Annotated in this window: 22 protein-coding genes; 11 read left to right on the top strand and 11 right to left on the bottom strand. The window is 30.3% G+C overall.

Annotation, left to right across the window (positions count from 1 at the left end; all coding sequences use genetic code 11):
- A complete protein-coding gene (locus KA856_RS13650; protein WP_044120142.1) occupies nucleotides 1–855 on the bottom strand; it encodes a DNA/RNA non-specific endonuclease in 855 nt (284 codons plus the stop codon).
- A gap of 219 nt (nucleotides 856–1,074) precedes the next feature.
- Nucleotides 1,075–1,479 carry a hypothetical protein gene (locus KA856_RS13645; RefSeq protein WP_174894835.1) on the bottom strand — a complete coding sequence of 135 codons (405 nt, stop codon included), beginning with the start codon at nucleotides 1,477–1,479 and terminating at the stop codon, nucleotides 1,075–1,077.
- A 550-nt stretch (nucleotides 1,480–2,029) separates the two neighbouring features.
- On the opposite strand from KA856_RS13645, the gene KA856_RS13640 reads away from it, so the two are divergent.
- On the top strand, nucleotides 2,030–2,434 hold the full coding sequence (locus KA856_RS13640; protein WP_145461781.1) for a YolD-like family protein: 405 nt from the start codon (nucleotides 2,030–2,032) through the stop codon (nucleotides 2,432–2,434).
- A 27-nt stretch (nucleotides 2,435–2,461) separates the two neighbouring features.
- Here the strand turns inward: KA856_RS13640 and KA856_RS13635 are convergent, their stop codons facing one another.
- The 4 genes from KA856_RS13635 to KA856_RS13620 are packed head-to-tail and all read right to left on the bottom strand — an operon-like array spanning nucleotide 2,462 to nucleotide 5,411.
- The gene (locus tag KA856_RS13635; protein WP_165844818.1) at nucleotides 2,462–3,466 is read right to left on the bottom strand and encodes a hypothetical protein; all 1,005 of its coding nucleotides are present in this window, start codon (nucleotides 3,464–3,466) and stop codon (nucleotides 2,462–2,464) included.
- A 28-nt stretch (nucleotides 3,467–3,494) separates the two neighbouring features.
- Nucleotides 3,495–4,820: a TcaA second domain-containing protein gene (locus KA856_RS13630; RefSeq protein WP_210138776.1), complete on the bottom strand. Its 1,326-nt coding sequence runs from the start codon at nucleotides 4,818–4,820 to the stop codon at nucleotides 3,495–3,497.
- Between the two features lie 22 nt (nucleotides 4,821–4,842).
- Complete coding sequence (locus KA856_RS13625) at nucleotides 4,843–5,160, bottom strand: hypothetical protein (RefSeq protein WP_210138775.1); 318 nt, start codon at nucleotides 5,158–5,160, stop codon at nucleotides 4,843–4,845.
- Nucleotides 5,161–5,162: 2 nt separating this feature from the next.
- Nucleotides 5,163–5,411 (bottom strand): AbrB/MazE/SpoVT family DNA-binding domain-containing protein, encoded by a 249-nt coding sequence (locus KA856_RS13620; RefSeq protein ID WP_210138774.1) that lies wholly within the window; start codon nucleotides 5,409–5,411, stop codon nucleotides 5,163–5,165.
- Nucleotides 5,412–5,526: 115 nt separating this feature from the next.
- Between KA856_RS13620 and KA856_RS13615 the strand changes: the two genes are divergently transcribed.
- Entirely contained in the window at nucleotides 5,527–6,606 is a 1,080-nt protein-coding gene (locus tag KA856_RS13615; RefSeq protein WP_210138773.1) for an AbiH family protein, read from the top strand.
- 173 nt (nucleotides 6,607–6,779) lie between these two features.
- Here the strand turns inward: KA856_RS13615 and KA856_RS13960 are convergent, their stop codons facing one another.
- The gene (locus KA856_RS13960) at nucleotides 6,780–6,875 is read right to left on the bottom strand and encodes a putative holin-like toxin (RefSeq protein ID WP_044120131.1); all 96 of its coding nucleotides are present in this window, start codon (nucleotides 6,873–6,875) and stop codon (nucleotides 6,780–6,782) included.
- A gap of 690 nt (nucleotides 6,876–7,565) precedes the next feature.
- Between KA856_RS13960 and KA856_RS13610 the strand changes: the two genes are divergently transcribed.
- The 3 genes from KA856_RS13610 (at nucleotide 7,566) to KA856_RS13600 (ending at nucleotide 10,153) form a co-directional block, all read left to right on the top strand.
- On the top strand, nucleotides 7,566–9,107 hold the full coding sequence (locus KA856_RS13610; RefSeq protein ID WP_210138772.1) for a replication initiator protein A: 1,542 nt from the start codon (nucleotides 7,566–7,568) through the stop codon (nucleotides 9,105–9,107).
- Between the two features lie 55 nt (nucleotides 9,108–9,162).
- Entirely contained in the window at nucleotides 9,163–9,813 is a 651-nt protein-coding gene (locus tag KA856_RS13605) for a replication initiator protein A (protein WP_165844813.1), read from the top strand.
- Nucleotides 9,814–9,913: 100 nt separating this feature from the next.
- Entirely contained in the window at nucleotides 9,914–10,153 is a 240-nt protein-coding gene (locus tag KA856_RS13600; protein ID WP_165844812.1) for a hypothetical protein, read from the top strand.
- 36 nt (nucleotides 10,154–10,189) lie between these two features.
- On the opposite strand, the gene KA856_RS13595 is transcribed toward KA856_RS13600, so the two are convergent.
- Nucleotides 10,190–10,849, bottom strand: coding sequence for a hypothetical protein (locus tag KA856_RS13595; protein WP_210133864.1), 660 nt, complete (start codon nucleotides 10,847–10,849; stop codon nucleotides 10,190–10,192).
- A 192-nt stretch (nucleotides 10,850–11,041) separates the two neighbouring features.
- Between KA856_RS13595 and KA856_RS13590 the strand changes: the two genes are divergently transcribed.
- A complete protein-coding gene (locus KA856_RS13590; protein WP_145461771.1) occupies nucleotides 11,042–11,221 on the top strand; it encodes a hypothetical protein in 180 nt (59 codons plus the stop codon).
- Nucleotides 11,222–11,408: 187 nt separating this feature from the next.
- On the opposite strand, the gene KA856_RS13585 is transcribed toward KA856_RS13590, so the two are convergent.
- Genes KA856_RS13585 through KA856_RS13575 form a run of 3 tightly spaced genes read right to left on the bottom strand, consistent with a single transcriptional unit; the run spans nucleotide 11,409 to nucleotide 13,207 of the window.
- The gene (locus KA856_RS13585; RefSeq protein ID WP_210138771.1) at nucleotides 11,409–12,113 is read right to left on the bottom strand and encodes a hypothetical protein; all 705 of its coding nucleotides are present in this window, start codon (nucleotides 12,111–12,113) and stop codon (nucleotides 11,409–11,411) included.
- A gap of 30 nt (nucleotides 12,114–12,143) precedes the next feature.
- Entirely contained in the window at nucleotides 12,144–12,422 is a 279-nt protein-coding gene (locus KA856_RS13580; RefSeq protein ID WP_145461769.1) for a hypothetical protein, read from the bottom strand.
- 2 nt (nucleotides 12,423–12,424) lie between these two features.
- On the bottom strand, nucleotides 12,425–13,207 hold the full coding sequence (locus KA856_RS13575) for a ParA family protein (RefSeq protein WP_145461768.1): 783 nt from the start codon (nucleotides 13,205–13,207) through the stop codon (nucleotides 12,425–12,427).
- A gap of 291 nt (nucleotides 13,208–13,498) precedes the next feature.
- On the opposite strand from KA856_RS13575, the gene KA856_RS13570 reads away from it, so the two are divergent.
- The 5 genes from KA856_RS13570 to KA856_RS13550 are packed head-to-tail and all read left to right on the top strand — an operon-like array spanning nucleotide 13,499 to nucleotide 21,208.
- Entirely contained in the window at nucleotides 13,499–13,936 is a 438-nt protein-coding gene (locus tag KA856_RS13570; RefSeq protein WP_145461767.1) for a hypothetical protein, read from the top strand.
- Complete coding sequence (locus KA856_RS13565; protein ID WP_145461766.1) at nucleotides 13,917–15,011, top strand: flagellar biosynthesis protein FliS; 1,095 nt, start codon at nucleotides 13,917–13,919, stop codon at nucleotides 15,009–15,011. The genes KA856_RS13570 and KA856_RS13565 overlap by 20 nt, the downstream gene beginning before the upstream one ends.
- 16 nt (nucleotides 15,012–15,027) lie before the next feature.
- Nucleotides 15,028–16,929, top strand: a complete 1,902-nt coding sequence (locus tag KA856_RS13560) for an AAA family ATPase (protein ID WP_210138770.1) — start codon at nucleotides 15,028–15,030, stop codon at nucleotides 16,927–16,929.
- 16 nt (nucleotides 16,930–16,945) lie between these two features.
- Complete coding sequence (locus KA856_RS13555) at nucleotides 16,946–20,698, top strand: hypothetical protein (protein ID WP_210138769.1); 3,753 nt, start codon at nucleotides 16,946–16,948, stop codon at nucleotides 20,696–20,698.
- Nucleotides 20,699–20,743: 45 nt separating this feature from the next.
- Nucleotides 20,744–21,208 (top strand): hypothetical protein, encoded by a 465-nt coding sequence (locus tag KA856_RS13550; protein WP_210138768.1) that lies wholly within the window; start codon nucleotides 20,744–20,746, stop codon nucleotides 21,206–21,208.
- The last annotated feature ends 22 nt before the right edge of the window (nucleotides 21,209–21,230 follow it).

Raw genomic sequence — 21,230 nt, 5'->3', positions numbered from 1 at the left:
TTATTCTTGGCTATACGTCCCATTGCTATAATTAATATTTATTCCGTTCTCAGTATTAGATACCCACACGTTTAAATTAATTGTTTTCCCATCATCATTAATCGAATAGGCTCTAACATGACTTCCTCGTGGCACTAACTCTTTATCTTTATATACGGGGGTAACTTCATAAAAAATCTTTGCTTCTTTATTATTATAGATTGCATTTCTAACTTGTGTTTCCGAATAGCCCATGCCGCCACCGTTAGAGTCCTTATTAGTACCTACATTTTGACTTCTTGTCCCTAATGTAAGATTGTGAGTTTCCATATCTCCACCTAGAGACCATGCTAATGAATGTGATTTATTGTAAATGTAACCTCTATAACCATCTAACTGTAAAATTTTATTGTTGGATATATTACCTCTCCATGTTTGATCGCTCGCATCAAATTTCCCATCTTTATATTCACCTGCGACGTGTACACTAGATGAAAATGAAGGTCTCTCTTGCGCTTTTGATGAATGACTCATAACACTATCGTATGTTACCAATGCTGTAACTTTACCAGCACGTCCATATTTATCTAATTTAGGATAATCAGCCCAAAACTCACTATCTCCATTTTTTTGTATTAGGTCTTTATCATTATCACTTAATGATGTTTTATTGTTATTAATGTATATATAATTTTCTCGGTTAGTCTTTTCACCAATTAGTTCTTTATCTTCTTTGGTGTTTTCAATTGATCCAGTCGTTAATTTATTAATAATACCTTTAACATCAAATTCATTATTGCCATTATCCTCATTAATTAATAAAAATGCACCAATGAGTACTACTACTGTGACGATTGTACTAAGTATCTTTTTCATATATACCCCTCTAATTATGTTATTTTTAATATTCTTTGTAATTTTATACTGAAAATAAAAACCACTTGAAGCGGTCTTTATATAATAGTCGATATAGAAAAAGCATCGACTGCTCGCTACAAACAATCAATGCTTAATGTATAGCTTTAAAACGATTAACGTCTTAAACTTTAGATACTATAACTAATATAGCATAAACATTGACATGATTGTACATTATTATTTTCGTTCAATTCTTGCTTTACTCAATAAATCTATATAATCATATAATTGTTGTACTGCTTCATCATCAGAGTCTTCTTCAAAGCCCATATTTCTTAATTGTCTTCTAAGCATCATGTAAATATTTCCGTTCATTCTTAACAACTCATTATAGTCTTGTAAATTATATACATGTTTCATTTCTTCTAAATGTTTATCATAATCTTCGTTAATATGTTTTTGATCTTTTTCAATTTCCACTTGATAATTATACAGTTTTTCCATATTACTATAATAAATTCCCTCTAAATTTTGACTGCCTAATCTCAGTCTTTTTACCATAGCATCTGAAACTCCTGTTTGTCTGCTGATCTCTGCTGCTGAAATTTTACTATCTAATAATTTCTGTACTGTCTCTTTCATAAAAATCTCTCCTTTGTTTTATATTGTTTATAAGAAAATATTCGTTATGGTAATGACTAATGTAATCACGCTTATGATTAAAGCGGCTAGACTAAGATAATACGCTAATTTAGTTTTATTCATGCTAATTACCGCCTTCCATGTTATAATTATTGATACAAATTAATTAGTAACAGTATCTGTTACTTGAGAAGATTTAAACAACCTATACGTGAGTAGTTGGAAAATGGAAGTTTATTTTCTTCTCTTTTTTTGTCTAAATCTAATAAAGCATTTCTTACTATGAATAAAGTTTATCGTACTTTTGTGTACGTTGTCAACTATTATTATATTATTTATAACTTTTTTTGTAACACTTATAGCATAAAAAATCCTCAGCTAATTATTTAACTGAGGATTAATTGTAGGTTTCGTTGAAGTTAATTAATGTGATAATTCAACTATAGCATGACTTATGCCACTAATATAAGTCACTTATATTATAACAAATGCTTTACTGTTTTAAATAATTTTACCTATAAATTTCTTTACAAAAATTAGGAGGGGAATTATGGTTGTTAATCCAGATATGCCAGACGAATATAAAAACGAAACTGATTATAGAAAAATTCCTAGAGAAAATTTAAATCCAAACATTCCTCAAGGTCGAGGAATCGTTAAGTGGGCGCCATTCAAAACAATGGCTCTCCAATATGAAATGCTGGAAGAACATATAGAATCTCAAAATAAAATTGCATTACCACAATTAAGCGACGATCAATTGGAAGCTATTAATACTACTGTAGCCCAAAAACTCGAATATAATGAATTAGCTATATTAACTATTTGGGAAGATGGTTATGTTAATAACTATGAAGGGTATATTCTCAAAGTAGATACCCTAAATAACAAAATTCACTTCAATGGCTCTCAACAATTCAGTTTTCCACTAAATCATATATTATCAGTAATATAAAAAGCGCCCCGTTTTTGGGCGCCTTTTTCATCTGATTATAAAATTATTATCAAATTCTTCCGAATCACAATTAAGTTCTTCATTTTCCCCGAATGAATCAAAATTCAAATATAACTGTCCATTTGATTTACTCTTTTGTAGTATGAAAGGGAAAGTAGTATAAACCTCAAATTCTCTTTTTCCATTCATATATGCTTTGTAAATATGATTATACTTATTTTCTAAATAGCTACTATCTATTCTAAATGAAGGATGATACTTAACATCATCTATTATCTTAAAATATAGAAATTCTAGTTTCAATTTGCCTTCATACTGAGTTTCTTTAATCTTCACTCTGCCATAATAGATATTACTATAGTCGTTTGGCGAAATATCTTTAGACAGCCTGTTGTTATAAATAACTTTGAACATAAATTTGATAGGTATATATCTTTGAGATTCTTCACTGAATATGATTTCTTCTTTATTTTCTCTATACAAATCTACATATTGTTGCAACGTCCTCAAGTTACTGTTGTTTTTCCTTTTTTTAATTTGTTCATCTGAACTATTATTTTGACTAGATGCATGAGTTGATGAACTCTGTGATTCAGTACCATGTGTACTTTTTTGTTGTTTTTTAGGTTGGGGAGCGCTGGTAAACATTTTATTTTTAAATTTTGATACATAATCTCCGGTGTTTATATTTTCATGTTTATTTTTGCTTTCACTTGTTCCAGTAAATGCTTTTTCTAGTGAAAGCGGGTCTTTGTTACAAGTACTGATATGCAAATTCTCACTTCTACTATGATTTCTAAATGATGGTGATGGACTGTTTTTACTTTTCTTCTCAATTGCATGGCATGTAATAGGAGCGTTGCAACCAGCAGTCGGACAAACAAAATTATGTTTATCGCTAATATAACCCATTTCAAATAGTATTCTTGCGTACCATGCTGAAATATTAATATCAGTAAATCCTTTTTCATTCTTCAAGTAATTGATAGCTGCTTTATCTGTTGGTTCCGCTCTATCTATTAATCCACTCATGTAGATTCACTCCTTATTTCATGTTGTTTTAAATATCAGTATATTCTTTGATAATAAAATCATCTTTGTCTTTATCATATTTCAATATATATCGAGATTGAATTTTAACTTTATCTTCATTTTTTTTGCTTAATATTAATTCTACTTGATTACCATCTTTTTTAGACTTACTGATATTTAGATCACTGTATTTAGATTTTTTCTTGCTTTCTACTTGTCCTTTGATATGATTTGCCAATTCTGAATCTTTTTCAAAGTACTTTTTCACATATCTAAATGATGATGTTTTATAAGCCTTATTTAAATCTTCCGTATAATCACTCATGTATGATTTAGCTTTATCTTCTATTTTTTTATTCTTCTTAATGTGATCGTCTATCGTTTTTTGATTAAAAATTAAATCTATTGATTGAGATTTGTTGTTCGTATTAGCTTCTACTTCCACTGGTTTAGTTTTAACTTCATCATCTTCAATATTTCCAATTGCGTGAACCTTAATAGGGGACTCAGCCGGAAACTTACCGTAGATTTCTCCTTTTTTGTAATCCGCTTCTTTATCGTCTATATATATCTTCTTAACTTTATCTAGCTTTTCAGTATTTTTTAAATTAACTTTGAACCATGCTTGCTCGAAATCATCTTTAGCAATAATTCGTTTATTATTACCTAAATCATCTGTGTTTATATCTAATGATCCATCTACGCTACCTTCTATTATTGATTCATCTTCTTCAAAGTCTTTCGTTGCATCTATACGATAATCTCCTACAAAGAAGCTTCCTAATTTTGTTGTTTTGTTTTTATTAGCTATTACTTGCTGCTCTTTATTATTGTTATTTTGGAATCTATAGCTGGCTGTGTTATTACCTTCTTTAACATATACATCATACATTTGTGGCTCGAAGTCTATTTTATCTATAAAGAAAAATTGTTTACCATTTTTCACTATTTTTATAAAAGGTCTATCGTTTTTGTCTTTTATTTCTCCTATTTCTGAGTCGTGTTGACCTTTATCTAAATTTTCCTTTGTTTGCTCAATATCTTGTTCAAAATTACGCTTATTATTATCTGTATTTATATAATCCACAAAATGTTTAGCATCCTTTTTACTTATCTTTTGACTGTTGGTTGATAATAATTTAGATATTTCACTATAATTACGGTCTTCCACTGCCGCTTTAAAATCATCAATTTGTCCATTAGCATCTTTTTGATTTACAAAGTAGTAAATAATAAGTCCTAGTAAGATTAAAACCACTACCAAAACGCCTACTATAATTATAGTTTTCTTCTTTTTGCTTTTGTCTTCTTGGTTGTCATCAGTCCTATTTAGGTTTTCTTCATCGTTACTCATATTGCATTGCTCCTTATAGCTCTTAGATTGTTTCAATATGTGCTTGAATAGATTCTATTAACTTATTTTGTATTCTAGGTTGTAATTTATCCATGACTTCAATCGTTTGTTTATTTAAATTAATATGATCTATTATTCCGCTGTCTATAACACCATCATAATTATGATTTTTTGCACCTAATTCAATATCTGTTAAATAAATCTTATTTCGTTGAAAGACTGGAAATGTCCAAATATAAGGACTATTGTCATTCACATAGTCATTACTCACTACTACATATAATTTAATTTTAGATTCATCTGGGCTATTAACTTTTATTACATCAAATTGTTTCACCATAACTATTTACCTTCATCCGCTTCTGGGTTAATTTTTTCATCCATATATCTTCCACCATGCTTATAATATTCTTTAATGAAATCCTTATACGCTCGTTCTTCTACCTTTTTAAATAAAATTTTATTATCTTCCTCAATGTAATATTCTAATACATCTCCAATTTCAAGACCGGCTTCATGTAAAGCTTCTTTGCTTAAGCTTATTGCTTGGCTATTACCATACTTAAATATCTTTGAGTTAATCTTACTCATGTTCAACACCTCATTATTAGAATATCAAATGTATATACATTTGTATATACATTCAACCTTCGTTGTATGCTATACTATAAATTATTAAAATTGCTTGAAAGGTAGCGGAAATAACATGGAAATAACATTTTTTATCGGGAATGGTTTTGATCTATCATTCGGACTAGAAACACGTTATAAGGACTTTTATGATTACTTAACAGCAGATGATGAATTAACATCAGATGACGAAAAAAATAACACTTTAAGTGATGACAATCTTTTTCTTAAAGAAATCAAAAAATTCATGGAGGAAAATAGCAAAATTGAGATACCAGACAACGATGATAAGAATATTGACTGGTCTGATTTTGAACAAGCTTTAGGTGCTTATACAGAAAAATTAAAAGATACAACTGACGGAGAACGTTATTTAGATGATCTACAAGAATTTAGGAAGGCTTTTATAAATTATATTGCTATGCAAGAAGCTAAATTTGAGATAGATAAAGAATCAGCAAGAGCAATGTTCAAAAATCTAAGTTTTAATTTTTATAAAGGAATTAGAAAACAAGACGAAAATACAATACGTGAATTTTTGAGACAAACTCATAATCCAACTTACAATTTCAACTTTATTAATTTCAACTATACCAATACTTTAAGTAAAATAATAAAGCAAACTACCACAATTGATGATTCTAATAGTGGAAAATATATAGCGAAAGTACCAATTCATGTCCATAGAACATTAAAGACTGGTACTTTACTTGGGGTTAATGACGTTAGTCAAATAGCTAATCCAGATATATTTGAAGCCAATGATATAAGAGATATTATTAAACCAGAAATGCAATCGTACGACGATTCAACCATCGTTGATAGAATAAACAAACAGATTGGTCGCACAAATATTTTTGTTATTTATGGTATGTCTATGGGGGTTACGGATAAAATATGGTGGGAAAAGATAGCTAACCAAGTTATTAGCCACAATAAATATTTGATTATAAACAAACATTTAACTGATGAGGAAAAAGAGGAAATAAATACACAACCTCGCTCCAATAGAAAATTTCAAGAATCTGTGCAAAATGAATTTGTAAATAACTTGGATTTAAAGGATGAAGATAAAAAACGATTACTTAACAAAACGTTTGCTATTCCGAGATCAGACTATATATTTCAGCTAGACCCAAGTGAATCAAAAGCTTGAATATACTCGTCTATATTATAGACGTTTGTGTAATATCATGATATTATATGCGCATATGCACAAATAAAAAAAGCAACATGCTGTCACATGTTGCCTAATAAGCCTATTAACAAGATAATGGGTTGATAGTTAATTAATCTAAACCTCCATTACCGCCAAAAGTATTGCGAGGTTTATTTTTTTTGCGCTAATTCAGCTATTTTAATTACTAGCATTAATAACGCAATCAAGAACAATCCGAATTGCAATAATGTAGCTGCTGAAATCATATAGGATTCCTTTCAAAATAATTTGAATGACACTTCATAGCATCACTTCCTTATTTGTAAGTTCTCCATTAACTCATTAACTGGCTTATTATCAAAGAGTATATCATATGATCCCGTAAAATCTCACGAATCAAAAAACACCTTCTTACCTATAACAGATAAGAAGGTTCACCATTACACTATTCAAGTCACTACACAAAGAAAGAGGTAATGGTTTTGCACCCCAATGTGCTTTTTTTATTGTATCATAATATGGATAGTAATATCTGCACAATACTTATAACTAGGCGCTATAATTCTCAATGCGAATTTATTGCACTTAGTATTAAAATTATTACTACACATTGGAATTTTATTATGTTATACTTAGTCCAAGAAATTTTCACGCAATTCTAACAGAAAATCTGTTATTATTGATTTAAATATAAAAACATAAAAAGAAACCCAACTACGGCAAATAGTTGAGTTCATTGAAAGAAAGCCAAGAAAGCTTTTTTATATAGTAATTAGATCCCCGCTAAGAAATCGTAATCACAAAATGTTATTACTTTTGTATATACATTATTATACAGTGATAGAGATTTTCTTGCAAGTCTTTAAGAACGTTTACATTTAAGACTTTAGACTTATTTCTCTATATTACTATAGCTTTCTTTCAAGAACAGGTTTCTTTGAAGGGAGCTTTTTCTTATGCCAAAAGAAGTACAAAACAAAGTCGCAACTAATGTAACTTGCGATTCTTATCTAAAAATATATAAATTTTTACTATGTGAAGCGGAATATAAAGACTTAACTAGCGATGCTAAATTGCTGTTTAGCCAAGTAGCAAATAAGCAAGCTAGAGATAGAAAAACGAAAAAAGATTATGTAGATGAACAGGGTAGACGTTACATTGTCTATAAACGTGCTGATATGATTGCTGATATGAAATGCAGCAAAAACAAAGTAGTTAAATTAAAAGACGAATTAAAAGAAGCAGGATTAATAGAAGAGGTACAAGTGAAAGGGAATAAACCAAATCGTTTATTTGTTTTACCTCCAAATATTGATAACGTTAGTTCAACATACAAAAAAGGTAATACAGTTAAATTAGCTTTTGCTAAATTACCTAAATTTATTTTAAATCATGACTATTATAGAAATTTAAGTAATAATTCTATCTTCCTTTACACAGTTTTAAGAGATAGATTCAGCTTATCTTTAGAAAAGAGTAATACATCTAAGAACTATGTTGATGATAGAAATAAAGTTTACTGTGTGTTTAATAATGAACAATTAGCGGCTATCCTTAATATTTCTATACCTACTTTAATCAAATGTAAAAATGAACTGATTGCTATAGGGTTACTTAGACAAGAATCATTAGGTATTAATAAAACGAATCGTTTATATCTATATGAACCTCAAAGTCTGCCAGAAGTTACACAAAATATTGAAGAACCAAAACGCAAATCTAAATATGTAATTACGACTAGATCGAATAAATATTTCTCTAGGGGTCTTTTTTATAAGTCTAAAGGGTCAAAAAATTTAGTCGGCAAGGGTCAAAATCTTAAACCTAATAATACTAGTTCTAGTAACACTTCTTTTAGTAATACTAGTTCTAATGATATGTATGATATGTATAAAGAGTATAGTAAATCTTTAACAAATCAATCACATTATCAAACACAAAATTCTAATGTAATTCCTTTTGATAATTCGTATAAAGAGGTACTAACTAGTAACTTACCTAAACGCTTAGGAAGTTTTCTTAACAACTTTAGCTATAATGAATTACAAGAAGTAAAAGCTGTTATTCTTAAAGGGAAGGCTAATTATAATAATTGCTATGATTTAAATATTACTTTGGAAGATGTTGAACATGAGTTAGTGAAAATGCTTAAACGAGTGCATATGAAGCGTGTTAAACAAAACGAAAGTATTGCTGACTTAGCGCCATTTATTATGACTTGTGTATTTAATGTGTTTGATAATTACAACAAAGAATATATTGAACAAGAAGATGAAATAGTATTCAAAGATCAAGAAACCAAAGAAAATTTCAGAAATCATTTACTTAATGTATTTGGAAATCACGAAGATAAAGCAACAACAGAAACTAATAGCAAAGAAATGACACCTAAATGGTTACACAACCCAGATTATACAGAATCTAACGATGTTGAAGACCCATACACAGATGAAGATAGAAAAGCATTTTTAGAACATTTAGAAGCACGTTGGGGATAATACATGATAATTCTGTGATCTAGCGGTACTTATCAATTGGGTATAGGAGGATAATATGAATAAAGCGGATATATACATGGGGCAAAGCTACTACAAATTATTTAATTTTTTGTTTACAGATGATAAATATAAAGACTTATCGTATGGCGCTAAATTATTGTTTGCTTTACTTGTAGATAGAGAAGAGCAAACTAGGGATAGGGAAACTAAGCACTTTACTTATAAACGCAAAGACATGGAAAAGGATTTGCTATGTAGTAAAGGCTATATGGAGAAGAGTTTACATGAACTAAAAGTAGCACAGCTTGTTAATGATGTGAGGGTAAACCATAAAACACAAGACTTTGATTCTAATGAAATCACAATTATTTATGATGGAATATCAGAAGAGCCCTATATGCCTATACCCAAAATATTATTCACAGATGACAAGTATAAGTCACTAAGCAGATTGAGTATTATAATGTATGCGCTGTTTAGATATGAATATGTAAATAATCTCAAATTCCCAAACAGTGAATTTATTGATGAAGATAACAATACATTTTGTAGTGTATATTTAGAAACGCTGAAAAGACAGTTAAACATCAGCTTCCCTACGCTACATACTGCTAAATCTAAATTAGTAAATGCAAATTTAATTTATCAAGTTAAGGGAGCTACTTTGAGGGAGCCATTGCGTACATACGTTTATGATCCCGATTGATATTGCTTTAGAACGCTGAGAGACGTTTGTAGAGCTTTCTATGTGGTAGTTAAGCAATAAAAGGAATAAAACTAAAATATAACCAAAGGAGCTGCTTTATATGGCTAAAGATAAGAATACGAATGAATACCCTAAACACTCTTATGATTTATTTGTAGGTAAAGATATTATTGTTACATTTCATGATGGTACTGCTAGGAAAGGCAAATTATTACATCATTACCAATTTGATATATTAATCGAAGCGGAACCTACAGCTAAAGAGGGTGTCGATAAACCATATAGAATGATTATTTTGAAACAGTATATTAAGCATGTAAGAGAAAATATTAAAAACTAAAAAACAGACCTCGAAAGATCTGTTTTAAATGTTTAATTAAATTTTATCACCCATGTATTGACGATTGATTTTCATTTGATATTTGTGATGTTTCTGTTTATTTTCAATAATGTTTGCCATTTTGAAAGCTAAATTGTGCTTATTATTTTTATTTAAGCATTTCAAGATAAATGCATCATCTTCATATGACAATCGTGTTGTTTCATTGTTGTCTTGATCGTTAATGTACGTTTCAAACTTATTACTTATAGATAAGCTATTTTCAGTTTTTAAAGCTTTTAGCAATTTGAGTTCGCTTGTACTTCGTTTTTGTTTTTGAAGTTTGATAACTATAAGTACTGTTTTGTATAAATGATATAAGCTAGTTATAAATACTGGTGTAATGACTAAATACATAAATGCTGTACGATATATCATTATACTTGTAGACATTGCAGCGAAAGCTTCTTGAGCTAAGTCATTAGCTTTGCTAGGCGCTGTGCCAGTCCCATGTATATCTAATACAAATAAAAACGCTAATCCTAATAAAACAAGCTTGATAATACTTTTGTATAAATCTTGTTTTGTATACCACTCTTTGAATTTGTGTAATTTAATAGTTTTTAAAATATAAGAAACTGCAAAGTATATTGAGAAAGCTATTGGTATAATTATAAGGGCATTTAACATAATATATACCGCTTCAATATTAGACATTTAATCATCCTTTCGTTAATACATTGGTAGTTACTTTATATTTATTATATTATATGCTATACTCTTTGTAAATATTAATTATAATTATTACTATAAAATTATAAAGAACTTACACAACGACTTTTAATTAATATATAGATACGATATTCTGAAATTAATCATAATAAAAAATTAGTACAAGGGGGTATAGAAATGGAAAAAATCAAAAGAGCAATCTTTTCGTTGTTTGCTATTACATTACTAACAGTACCTCTAGCAGGGTGTGGAAATGACGAATCTGATAAAGATAATGGAAAAGAAGAAAATGGTGTACACAAACCAGAAGATGATGTTCAAAGCACAGATGACAAAAAAGATGACGAAAACATGTAAAAACATTTTTAAGACTCAATAAGGGGTATGGAAATGACGAATCTGATAAAGGTAGTGGAAAAGAAGCAAACGGTGTACATCAACTAGAAGGTCATATTGATGATGAATCGTCAGAAGAGGAATTAGATAAAAAGGAAGAATAAAATTTTTAAGACCCTTGTATGAAATAATTATTCGTACAAGGGTCTTAAAGTGTATGATTTTTTGGTTTTAAATACGGTCTAAGGTAAGGGCTTAATTTATTAAAATCAGTAAATCTTTCACATATTTGTAATGGTGCAATTATAGTTATATAACCCGTTTCTATTTCTACTTTGTTTTTGCTTATATATGTTACTTTGGTACCATGTACACTTGAACTAGATGTAAATAACTTATTTGAACTCTCACTGTTATCAAAAGCCTTTGCTTCTTTTATAAGTTTTGGTGCGTCTAACATAATACCATCTATATCACTCACTAAATTTGAGACTCTATAATTTAATTGAGTTTTTTCATCTTTAATGTGATTTATATTTTTAGCATATAGAAAGTAATCTACTATTAGATCATCTATGTTATTATTTTTCTTTTCCTTTTTGTTGTGTTTACTTGTGTCATTTAAATTCAAAGTATCTTTAGTTACTTCTTTTGTCCCCGTTCCTATAGACTTTAAAAAGTACATAGATAATGAATTACTATTTGTATTTTTAAATACAACATTTAGAAGTATAGGAGATAATATGAAAGCAATAAAAAGTGTTATTACTATATATAGAAAGTACTTAAAATTCTTTGAACCTCCATTTGCTGCATCAGCAACAAATGAGTTAGAAAATTTAATAATCAATACAAAGCCTATTAAAGCAATGATTAATTTAGTTAGAAAAAGTAATAAACTTTTGCTTTTCATATTATCCCCTCCCTCTTTAAGTAGAATTTTTTATTTTAATAGGTCTTTGATAAATTGTTTTTTTGCTTCTCCATCTCCACCCACATGGTCGTGAATCATTTTATAAATTTCAATAGCATTACTAATTTCACCTATATACGTTCTTGATCGTCTATCGTCAATAATTTCCGTTATTATATCTTTGTCTGAATTATAAATTTTTTGTGTTTGTCTATCATCTTCGGATTTGCCTTTTTTTCTTGTAACAGTTGGCACATCTTCTTCCGTTTCAATATGTGTATCAAAACCACCCATTTTTTTATCTGCCATATTTATCCCTCCATAATTTTAATTCGTTCAAACATTTCTTCGACAACATCTATATACATACTTAAAGTATTTTTGTCATGAGGTTGGTCTGTTGTTATTCCAAATTTACCCCAAGTTACAACACGATCAGATGCTTTGATTATATTGTTGAAAACATTTTCTTGAAATTGATCTATAATTTCTTGTTTTACACGATTACTAGTTGATGAATTAGGCTTATCTAAATAAGGCAATACACCTAATAGTTTTACTTTTGGATTAAACTCAACTAAAGAACCTACATAGTTATATGTTTTTCTAGCACCTTCTGCGCTAGACTCTTCTGTTTTTGTAGTAATTAAAACATAGTCAGAACAGCAAATAGCGTTTTTAGTTGCTATGTCTGTGCTTGGTCTTGTATCGAATATGATATAGTCATAATCATTTTCAAGTGGTTTTATCAGATTGAGCAATAAATAATATCTACCTTTTTTATCAAATTCTGAGATTACATGTTCAGTAAAGTTTTCCATATCCCAATCTCCATGAACTAAATCTAAGTTTTCGTGGAGACTTACAATACTTGGTTTCAAATCCATTGCTAAGATACTATCCATTATATTTCTGCTAGGTTTAACCTTTTTGCCGAAAGTACGTTTTAATTTTTTAGATGCGTCAGATTGAGGGTCAATATCTATAACTAATACTTTCTTGTCATACTTAGTGGCAAGTAAAAATGAAAGTATTTCAGTCAAGGTTGATTTCCCCACTCCGCCTTTGTAATTCGCTATAGTAATGGTTTTCACATTAATTCCTCCTTTTTTAATAAACTACCTACAATTTAATAAAAAATTACTATATCATTGTAATATGCGTCTATAATTAGAACACTTTGTATCTTTTGTGTCCATAGTGTACATATAATATATCAATTTTAAACCATTTTGTAAATAACTACCTCTTTAAAATATGTATAAAATAATATAGTTTGTAAACTTGTGTATATAATCATTTGTATATATTGAGCGTATAATTACTATATGTTATAATATATGTATATTTAAAAGAATACTCAAATAATGATTGAAGGTGCTTATATGAGCGAATTAGATAATGATATAAAGAATTTAGAAGACACTGTCGATAATATTATTGAAATAGCTAAAAAGTACTCTATATATGATTTTATAAGCGGCGGAATAAAAATAACTACTATAAGAAGATTTACGCAAAGGGAGAAAGATATATTATCAATATCGACAGATACATTAAGGAAGATATGTAAACGTATTGATGAATTAAGTGATAATACGTTTTCTTACTTATATAAATTAAATTATTTATTAGAGGACTTTGTTAATAAGAATATTGATGTGTTAAAAACTAAAAAACTAGTAGATTTAGGAATTTCAAGAGAGACATTAAAAAGAATGAAAAACAACGAAGAAGGGCAACCATATTATTTAAATACACTAGTTAAATATGCAAGGTTAGTCGAAAATTGGAGGTGTACTAGTGTTGAGAAACCCGTTTAAACGTAAGAAAAAAGTGAATGATAAGCCTCAGAAGAAAAACAAAGCCAAAAAAAATAATTATAAAATCATTGGAGGTCTATTAGGCGATAAGGATAAACGTACAAGATCCGCAATTTGGTGGGTTGTATTTAGACTTTTATGTGGAGCAGGTTTAGTTATTGGTATATTTTGGTTCTTTCAAGGTAAATCAGCGATGAATTATGAAATCAAAAACAATACAACGCCTATAGGTACGCAATTAGAATTTTCAAAAAGTGAAGCTAAAGTTAATATCAAAGACGTTTGGACAGACAAAAAACGGGACGTATTAGTTGTTAAAATCGGCTACACTAATGGAGCTAGAAAGTCTTTGCCGACAGATGGTGAAAACTATAACTTAACACTTTTAACTAATAATGGAAAAACACCGAAATTGAGTGGTAGCTACGGAATGCTTGGAACTGAAGGCGATGGCTATTTGTTTTTAAAAGGAGATATTGATAAAGAAGCATATCAACTAGTAATCGCTAACCAATTAAAACTATCAAGTGGTTCTCCAGAATCAAGTAGTAGTTCACAAAATACAGAAATCAGTGATGACTCAATGGAAAAAGAACTATCCAAAGCTTCATTTGAAGAAGCTGATGATAAAGGTGTATTGTTCAACAAATTCACAGGCAAAAAATCTGAACCAAAATTCGACAATATAAACTTTAGAGTGAACGGTTACTCGAAATCTACGAATGTTTACAACGGTACTTTCCTTAAAAATGATGGAAGTATAGACTACGGTAAAGTAGTTAGTAAAACATCTGTAGATGCTGCAATTAATAAAATAGATAAGCAAATTAAACAGGCAGAAGATAAACTGAAAACATATGAAGTCAGTAAAGAAGAATATGAAAAACGTGTTAAGAAAAATAAAAAAGATAAAGACGCTAAAAAATCAGTTGAAGATGTAAAAAAATCTATTGAAGATGAAGAAAAAACTATTAAGGATTTAAAAGAGTCTAAAAGAGTATATGAAGAATCAGATTTCAATAAGTCTGATTTTGGTGCAATGCAAGAGAAAATGAAATTTATGGATCTTGACTAAAACTAGGAGGGGTAAAATGAGTGAATCAAACCAGCAAGAATTGATTGAAAATAAATTCAAAGAACTAAATGAGTATTTTGGTTACGCATTAGAATATTTAGATATAAGTTCTCCTCCTATTACAGGAAAAGATGAACAAATAGATCAATTAAATAAATATTTAACTAGGGAAGATACACCAGTCGCTATGATAATTGGTCTTCCCGGAGCTGGTAAAACAGCAACAGTGGAAAGTTGGGGACATATCAAAGCACAAAAGGGCATTGATGTGCATTTGATTACAGTAAATATCGGCGGATTAGGTGAAGGAGCAGATTTAAAAAAACGTATTAGTACGCTTTTACCAAAATTAAAAGAATATGAGAACTTTTTAAAACAATTTAATGAATCTGCACGAGTTGTTTTGTTTATAGATGAAGCACATCATATAGTCAGTACTTTCGGTAAAGGTTCAAAGGAAGGTTCAGACTTATTAAAACCCTATTTAGCTAGAGCTGGTAAATACGTTGGTGTCATCGCAGCTACGACATTAAATGAGTACAACAAATATATAGCGCCAGATGGAGCGTTAGTAAGAAGATTTAAGAATATGATTATTAATGAAGTAGATCAAGATATAACCGTACAGATACTGAGAAGTTGGCTTGATAATCATACGCAAACTGTATTCACAGAGAATGTGGATGATACGATATTGTACAAAATTGTAGAAGAAAACAGAAGACATAATACTGAATTAGCAGAACCAGCTAAATCTATAGACACCTTAGAATCGTTACATGCTTACTCTATAGATGAAAATATACCTATAGATGAAGAACTTTTAAATAGGGTTTTTAAAGCAGCAACAAATGTTGATTTAAACATAAATATAGATGTTATTAAGGCAAATGAAGTTTTGAAAAAACGTGTTAGAGGACAACCACTTGTATTGAAAGCTATGGATAGAACGTTAAAAGTCATGGAATTTGACGAACGTCGAGGTGACAGACCTATGGCAACTATTTTAAGTGTAGGGACAAGTGGTGTTGGTAAAACTGAAACAGCAAAGGCAACAGCAGAAGGAACAGAAAAAGATTTATTAATAATCAGTATGACAAATTTTAATACAGCAGAATCTGCTGAAAGGTTTAGAAGACATTTAGGGTCTCATATAAGACATAATAGTTCCTCTGTAATTTTATTTGATGAAGTTGAAAAAGCACATTCAACTGTGCAACTATCACTTTTACCAATATTAGATGAAGGATTAGTAACTTTCTTTGATAGCGGACAAGATGGTTATGAACAACCTTACACTGTATCTTTAAAAAACACTATTATCTTCGGAACATCAAATAAAGGTGCGGCTATATTTGGAAAAATTAATAACTATGCAAAACAAGTTGCTGAAAATCAAGAACAAGATATAGACAAATTAACTAAAGATATTCAATTAATGAATAGACAATTGAAACCGGAAATTAGAAGAGCATTAGAAAGAGACGATTTTAGACCGGAATTGTTACAAAGATTTAGCAGTATAATTCCATTTGCCACATTAGGAGAACGAGTATTAATTGATATAGCTGAAAAGCAAATAGACGACATGGTTAAATATTTCTTGTCTAAAGGTTACGACATTCGTAGAAACCCTCCAGAATATTGGGGTGATGATAAATATCCTTATAATGCAACTGAAATAGCAATGTATGTTGCTATTGAACGTATGATAAACAAAAAAGATGCTGGTGGATTAGGGGCAAGAAATATACGTTCTATTATTTTAGAAGAAATAGAAGGCGAAATATTAGACGCTATATACGAATATCCGGGGGTTAAAAAATTCAACTTAATGACTGATGGTAATTGTGTTTTTGAAGACGGAGATTCTGCTCAATCAGAAGGACAAATTTTAGTAACACCATTTATGTATTAAGAAATGAGGTGATGTAATGAATAATATTTTAAGGCTTTTAGGAATATCTGCAATGACAATAGTGGTTGCATTACTATTATTAATACCACAAGCAAGTAGTAATGTATTAGCAGCAGATGATGACAAAAAAGATGAAGAATCAAATAATGATACAGAAATTGTAGAACCTAAAGAATCTATAGTTGATACAGAAAGTGTAACTGGTGAAAGCAAAAAAGATGAAAATGAGTCTGATAAAAATGTTCTTTTAGAAGATAATTCTGTTTGGACAATGTATGCACAATTTATTATGACTACAAAAGCAGATGAAAAAAAGAAAAAGAAAGATAAAGAAGAACAAAAAGGTTATTTAGAAAAGAAAGTTCATAAAGCATACGATGGTGCTATTTCTGGGATTATAGGTAAAGGCGCAGTAACCTTAGACCTTCCCTACAATAAAATGTATAAGCTAGCGAATGATATACGTGGACAAAAAGAATCGGATGAAAAAGATAGTGCAGGGACGCAAATGGCTTCATTCCTATCAACATACAGTCATTATGGTTATATAGACACCATGAGCGGTCAGACAGCAGTAGCAAATACAAAAGATGCTGGCGGTGGTGTTGGAAGAGCAATATTCGGTGGTTTTATATCTTTTGCATTAGTTATATATTCTGCGATAAATACAGCATTACAATGGTTGATAGAAGCTTTAATATCTGCCAATCCGTTAGCGTTAATGGGATTTGGAGATTCAACAATAGTTGATGATAACCCTATTTCAAAAGCGTTGCATAATTTCTTCAAGAATATTGGATTAGATTCTAAATTTTGGGATACTTTAGCAGATTTTGGTTTGACAGCAGTTACATTGGTATTTTTAATTTCAGTAATGTGGTTTTTAATGAAAGGACAAAGAAGCGAAGCTTTACGATCTGTCAAAGAATGGGCAGTAAGAGTATTCGGTATTGTTGCAGCTGCAACAATAGTACTATTCTTCTCTTCTGCAATGGCAAAGCAAGTAAAAAGTATTTATGAAGATACGAATATTGATGATAATCTTGTAATGAAGCATTTGTTTAATACAAGGGGATGGGCGGCATCTTCTAACCTATCGCCAAATGGTTTGCAAGGAAATGAATTTCCAAATGCTAAAGCAGACTCTGGACATATTGATAAAGACTTTGACCCGCTTCGTTCAAGAGATTTAATAAGTAATATAAATGAAACAACTTACAACACTTTATATGGTATGGATGGTGAATCATCCGGATTTGACTTATTAAATCGTTGGATGTCGAATGAAAACTTTAACGTTAATACTTATATAGGAGATATAAGAAGAGGAAATTTAAAAAATGGTGACTCTCAATTACCAGCATTTGATAACTATAAAGAAGATTTTGGTGGTAAAAATGTGGAAAATTGGGACAATGGAAACATAGAATATAGCATGTGGTCAGCAACACAAAACTATGATGATGAATTAAGAAAAGTAGATAGTAAATACTTCAAACCTGAGTCAACAACTGGTGTAAGACAACAAGACAGCTTTAGTACACAATCAGTAGTATTAATGCTTCAATCAAGTTTTGATAGTAAAGGAGCTTCATTCTACGCTTATAATCTTGGGCCGACTGGATTACAAGCAGATTTAAAAAATGTATCAACAGTAAAAACAGAATGGAAAGAAGTAACGCTACCGGGTGATGGTGGCATAGGTGTAGCTGGTTCATATATCAGTTTAGGCGCTCACGCACTAGTAGTTATCATTATAGGATTAGGCGTATTTTTAGCACTATTAACATTAAATTTCTTTGAAGCATTTAAACGTATAGGTATGAATTTAGTTAAAATGGAAGCTTATGGTGATCCATTCGCATTTTTATCATTACTAATAATTTCATTAATGTTTGTAGTAAGTCTGTTAATTGCTGGTATGGCTACTGGTGTGTTTATAGCATTAGCGAATGAATTAGCAGCAATAGTTGATAAAATGACATTAGGACATATACCTTCTGGATTTATAGATATAACGAAATCTCTTGCGATGATATTCTTTGCTTACATTTTCGCTTTAAGAAAACCAACTAAGGGTGCTTACCCTCCTTTAAAATCATTTGTAGGGTTCCCTTTGACAGGTATAGCCTTTAAATATGATGATAAAGTTAAACAAATGAGCGGAAACATGAAAAATCGTGGTAAAGCAGGATTTAGAGCAGTTGGAGATACAGCTAGAGAATCTGTAGAAGGTACAAAAGATTTAGGACAAGAAACAGGACGTGCGACATCAAGTTTTGCAGCAGGAACAGCAGGCGGTTATTTAGGTGCTAGATACGGTAAATCAAGACGTAGAGGTAAAGGCGGACATCTTGGGAAACATGGTATTGCAAGTGCTAAAGAAACTGCAATTAATGCTCATAAAGGAAATAGATCAGCGTCAGAAAATGCATATAATAATGGTGGTAGAAAAGCATTTAAAGACTTAAACGCTGAGAGACAAGCGGGCAAACAAGATAAATTGAGAAGAGACGAATTAAAAGAGCTTGGCTATACAGATGAAGAAATAGAACAAGTAATGGCAGCAGAAAATGGCAATAATACAACAAATCCAGAAGAAAACAGCGTTGCTCCTTCTAAAGAACGTAATCAATCTATAGCACATAAACCAAATATGAATGACAATAAGGACTTCAAATCTAATGATCTAAATTCACCGAATAGTACAGATAGTTCAGAAGATTACAGAAGTAGACTAGGTGAAAGTGCAAAAGATGACTCTAAAGCATTTTTAACTGATAGTGCAGTAGAAGCATTAGGAGGAACTGAGTTTGTAAATGAAAGTGGTGTAGCTGATATTGCAGCAATCAAACAAGCTCAAGAAGAAATAGCTAGAACTAGCCCAGAAAATCGTTCAGAAGAACTTCAAAATAAAGCTGACGTCCTTCAAAAAGCACATAACAGAGGAACAGAAGAGTTGGCTGGCAATAGTAATAAAGGTAGTGGAGCAAGTTCAAGTTCTGTAGTCGGAGAAGAAGGTAGAAGTACTGGATTTAATCCAAATGGTAAAGACGATACTGTAAGTAAATCTTCTCAACGCAAGACAAGTGCTAATACAGAAGTAGAAACAAGCGAAACTAAAACAGAAGGTTCTGGAAAACAAATAGACAGTTCCAATAACGCAGTAGGTAGTGTACCTAGAAGAAATAGCAGAAATGGAAGCACAAGCAATGCCAATAACGCAGCAGGTAGTGTACCTAGAAGAAATAGCAGAAATGGAAGCACAAGCAATGCCAATAACGCAACAGGTAGTGTACCTAGAAGAAATAGCAGAAATGGAAGCACAAGCAATGCCAATAATAAGACAAATGCTGTAGAAAAACGCAAACCAGCAGCATCTAAAAAGGCTGTAAAACAAAGACAACAAGCAAAACAGATAAATCAAGCTACAAACAAACAACCAACGAAAAATAATAGTACAACTCAAAGCAAGTCAACATATAATGATAAGTTGAAGAAGAGTAAGGGTAAAACCAATTCACAACCTAAACAACAAAGTAGTAAACAGACAGTGGAGAAAAAACAACCAACTCGAAAAAAATCATCGAGCAAACAAACAGTTCAGAAAAAACAACCAACTCGAAAAAAAGCAACAAACACACAAGGTCGAAAAAATAGTACCAAAAAGCAAAACACAAAAAAAGTAGAAAGACGAACAAGAACTAGTCAAAATGAAACAAATGAATATAGTTACAATGAAGTTCTAAGAAAAAATAGAAAACGTTAAAGTAATAGTGATATTCCACTATTACTTTAACAAAGGAGGGTTTTCATGAAGGATGAACCAATAATCAGTGAAGATGATTATAAGTACTTGTCGGAAGCAAAGTCGATAGAAGATTTCAATAATAGAATTACAGATATTAATAACGGTTTAGAGTATGCATTAAATACAGAATCAGCAAAAAAAATATTAAGAGACACACATTTTTTAAATAAAGATGGGTCGATTAACATGGCTTTGTACAAAGAAGTAATAGCTGAAATTTACGAAAATAAAGATGAAGATGAAAAAAATTATATTTCTGATGATGATTATCTGGTTCATGAATCCTTCTATCAAGGGGCAGAAGAAATCTATTATCACATCAAAGGTGGTGTTATGGGAAAATCAGTACATCTTGCAAAAAGAGTTAATAGAAAAAATGCTGAAAACTTAAGATCAGCGGCAAAAGTTGAAGAAGGCAGTATAGCATCAGGTATACAAAAACTTATAAAAATTTTCAGAGGACGATAAAAACATTTACAAAAAATATTAT

Origin of the sequence: Staphylococcus sp. GDB9P120P (assembly GCF_017893435.1) — a bacterium.
GTDB lineage: Bacteria > Bacillota > Bacilli > Staphylococcales > Staphylococcaceae > Staphylococcus > Staphylococcus cohnii.
This window is presented reverse-complemented; position numbering and strand designations above follow the sequence as displayed.

Coding starts and splice junctions, on each gene's coding strand:
- KA856_RS13610 (WP_210138772.1), top strand. CDS start 7,566: ATGCCAAAAGAAGTACAAAACAAAGTCGCAACTAATGTAACTTGCGAT.
- KA856_RS13630 (WP_210138776.1), bottom strand. CDS start 4,820: ATGAGTAACGATGAAGAAAACCTAAATAGGACTGATGACAACCAAGAA.
- KA856_RS13620 (WP_210138774.1), bottom strand. CDS start 5,411: ATGAGTAAGATTAACTCAAAGATATTTAAGTATGGTAATAGCCAAGCA.
- KA856_RS13560 (WP_210138770.1), top strand. CDS start 15,028: ATGAGTGAATCAAACCAGCAAGAATTGATTGAAAATAAATTCAAAGAA.
- KA856_RS13580 (WP_145461769.1), bottom strand. CDS start 12,422: ATGGCAGATAAAAAAATGGGTGGTTTTGATACACATATTGAAACGGAA.
- KA856_RS13585 (WP_210138771.1), bottom strand. CDS start 12,113: ATGAAAAGCAAAAGTTTATTACTTTTTCTAACTAAATTAATCATTGCT.
- KA856_RS13555 (WP_210138769.1), top strand. CDS start 16,946: ATGAATAATATTTTAAGGCTTTTAGGAATATCTGCAATGACAATAGTG.
- KA856_RS13600 (WP_165844812.1), top strand. CDS start 9,914: ATGGCTAAAGATAAGAATACGAATGAATACCCTAAACACTCTTATGAT.
- KA856_RS13640 (WP_145461781.1), top strand. CDS start 2,030: ATGGTTGTTAATCCAGATATGCCAGACGAATATAAAAACGAAACTGAT.
- KA856_RS13650 (WP_044120142.1), bottom strand. CDS start 855: ATGAAAAAGATACTTAGTACAATCGTCACAGTAGTAGTACTCATTGGT.
- KA856_RS13595 (WP_210133864.1), bottom strand. CDS start 10,849: ATGTCTAATATTGAAGCGGTATATATTATGTTAAATGCCCTTATAATT.
- KA856_RS13645 (WP_174894835.1), bottom strand. CDS start 1,479: ATGAAAGAGACAGTACAGAAATTATTAGATAGTAAAATTTCAGCAGCA.
- KA856_RS13550 (WP_210138768.1), top strand. CDS start 20,744: ATGAAGGATGAACCAATAATCAGTGAAGATGATTATAAGTACTTGTCG.
- KA856_RS13615 (WP_210138773.1), top strand. CDS start 5,527: ATGGAAATAACATTTTTTATCGGGAATGGTTTTGATCTATCATTCGGA.
- KA856_RS13635 (WP_165844818.1), bottom strand. CDS start 3,466: ATGAGTGGATTAATAGATAGAGCGGAACCAACAGATAAAGCAGCTATC.
- KA856_RS13570 (WP_145461767.1), top strand. CDS start 13,499: ATGAGCGAATTAGATAATGATATAAAGAATTTAGAAGACACTGTCGAT.
- KA856_RS13590 (WP_145461771.1), top strand. CDS start 11,042: ATGGAAAAAATCAAAAGAGCAATCTTTTCGTTGTTTGCTATTACATTA.
- KA856_RS13605 (WP_165844813.1), top strand. CDS start 9,163: ATGAATAAAGCGGATATATACATGGGGCAAAGCTACTACAAATTATTT.
- KA856_RS13960 (WP_044120131.1), bottom strand. CDS start 6,875: ATGATTTCAGCAGCTACATTATTGCAATTCGGATTGTTCTTGATTGCG.
- KA856_RS13625 (WP_210138775.1), bottom strand. CDS start 5,160: ATGGTGAAACAATTTGATGTAATAAAAGTTAATAGCCCAGATGAATCT.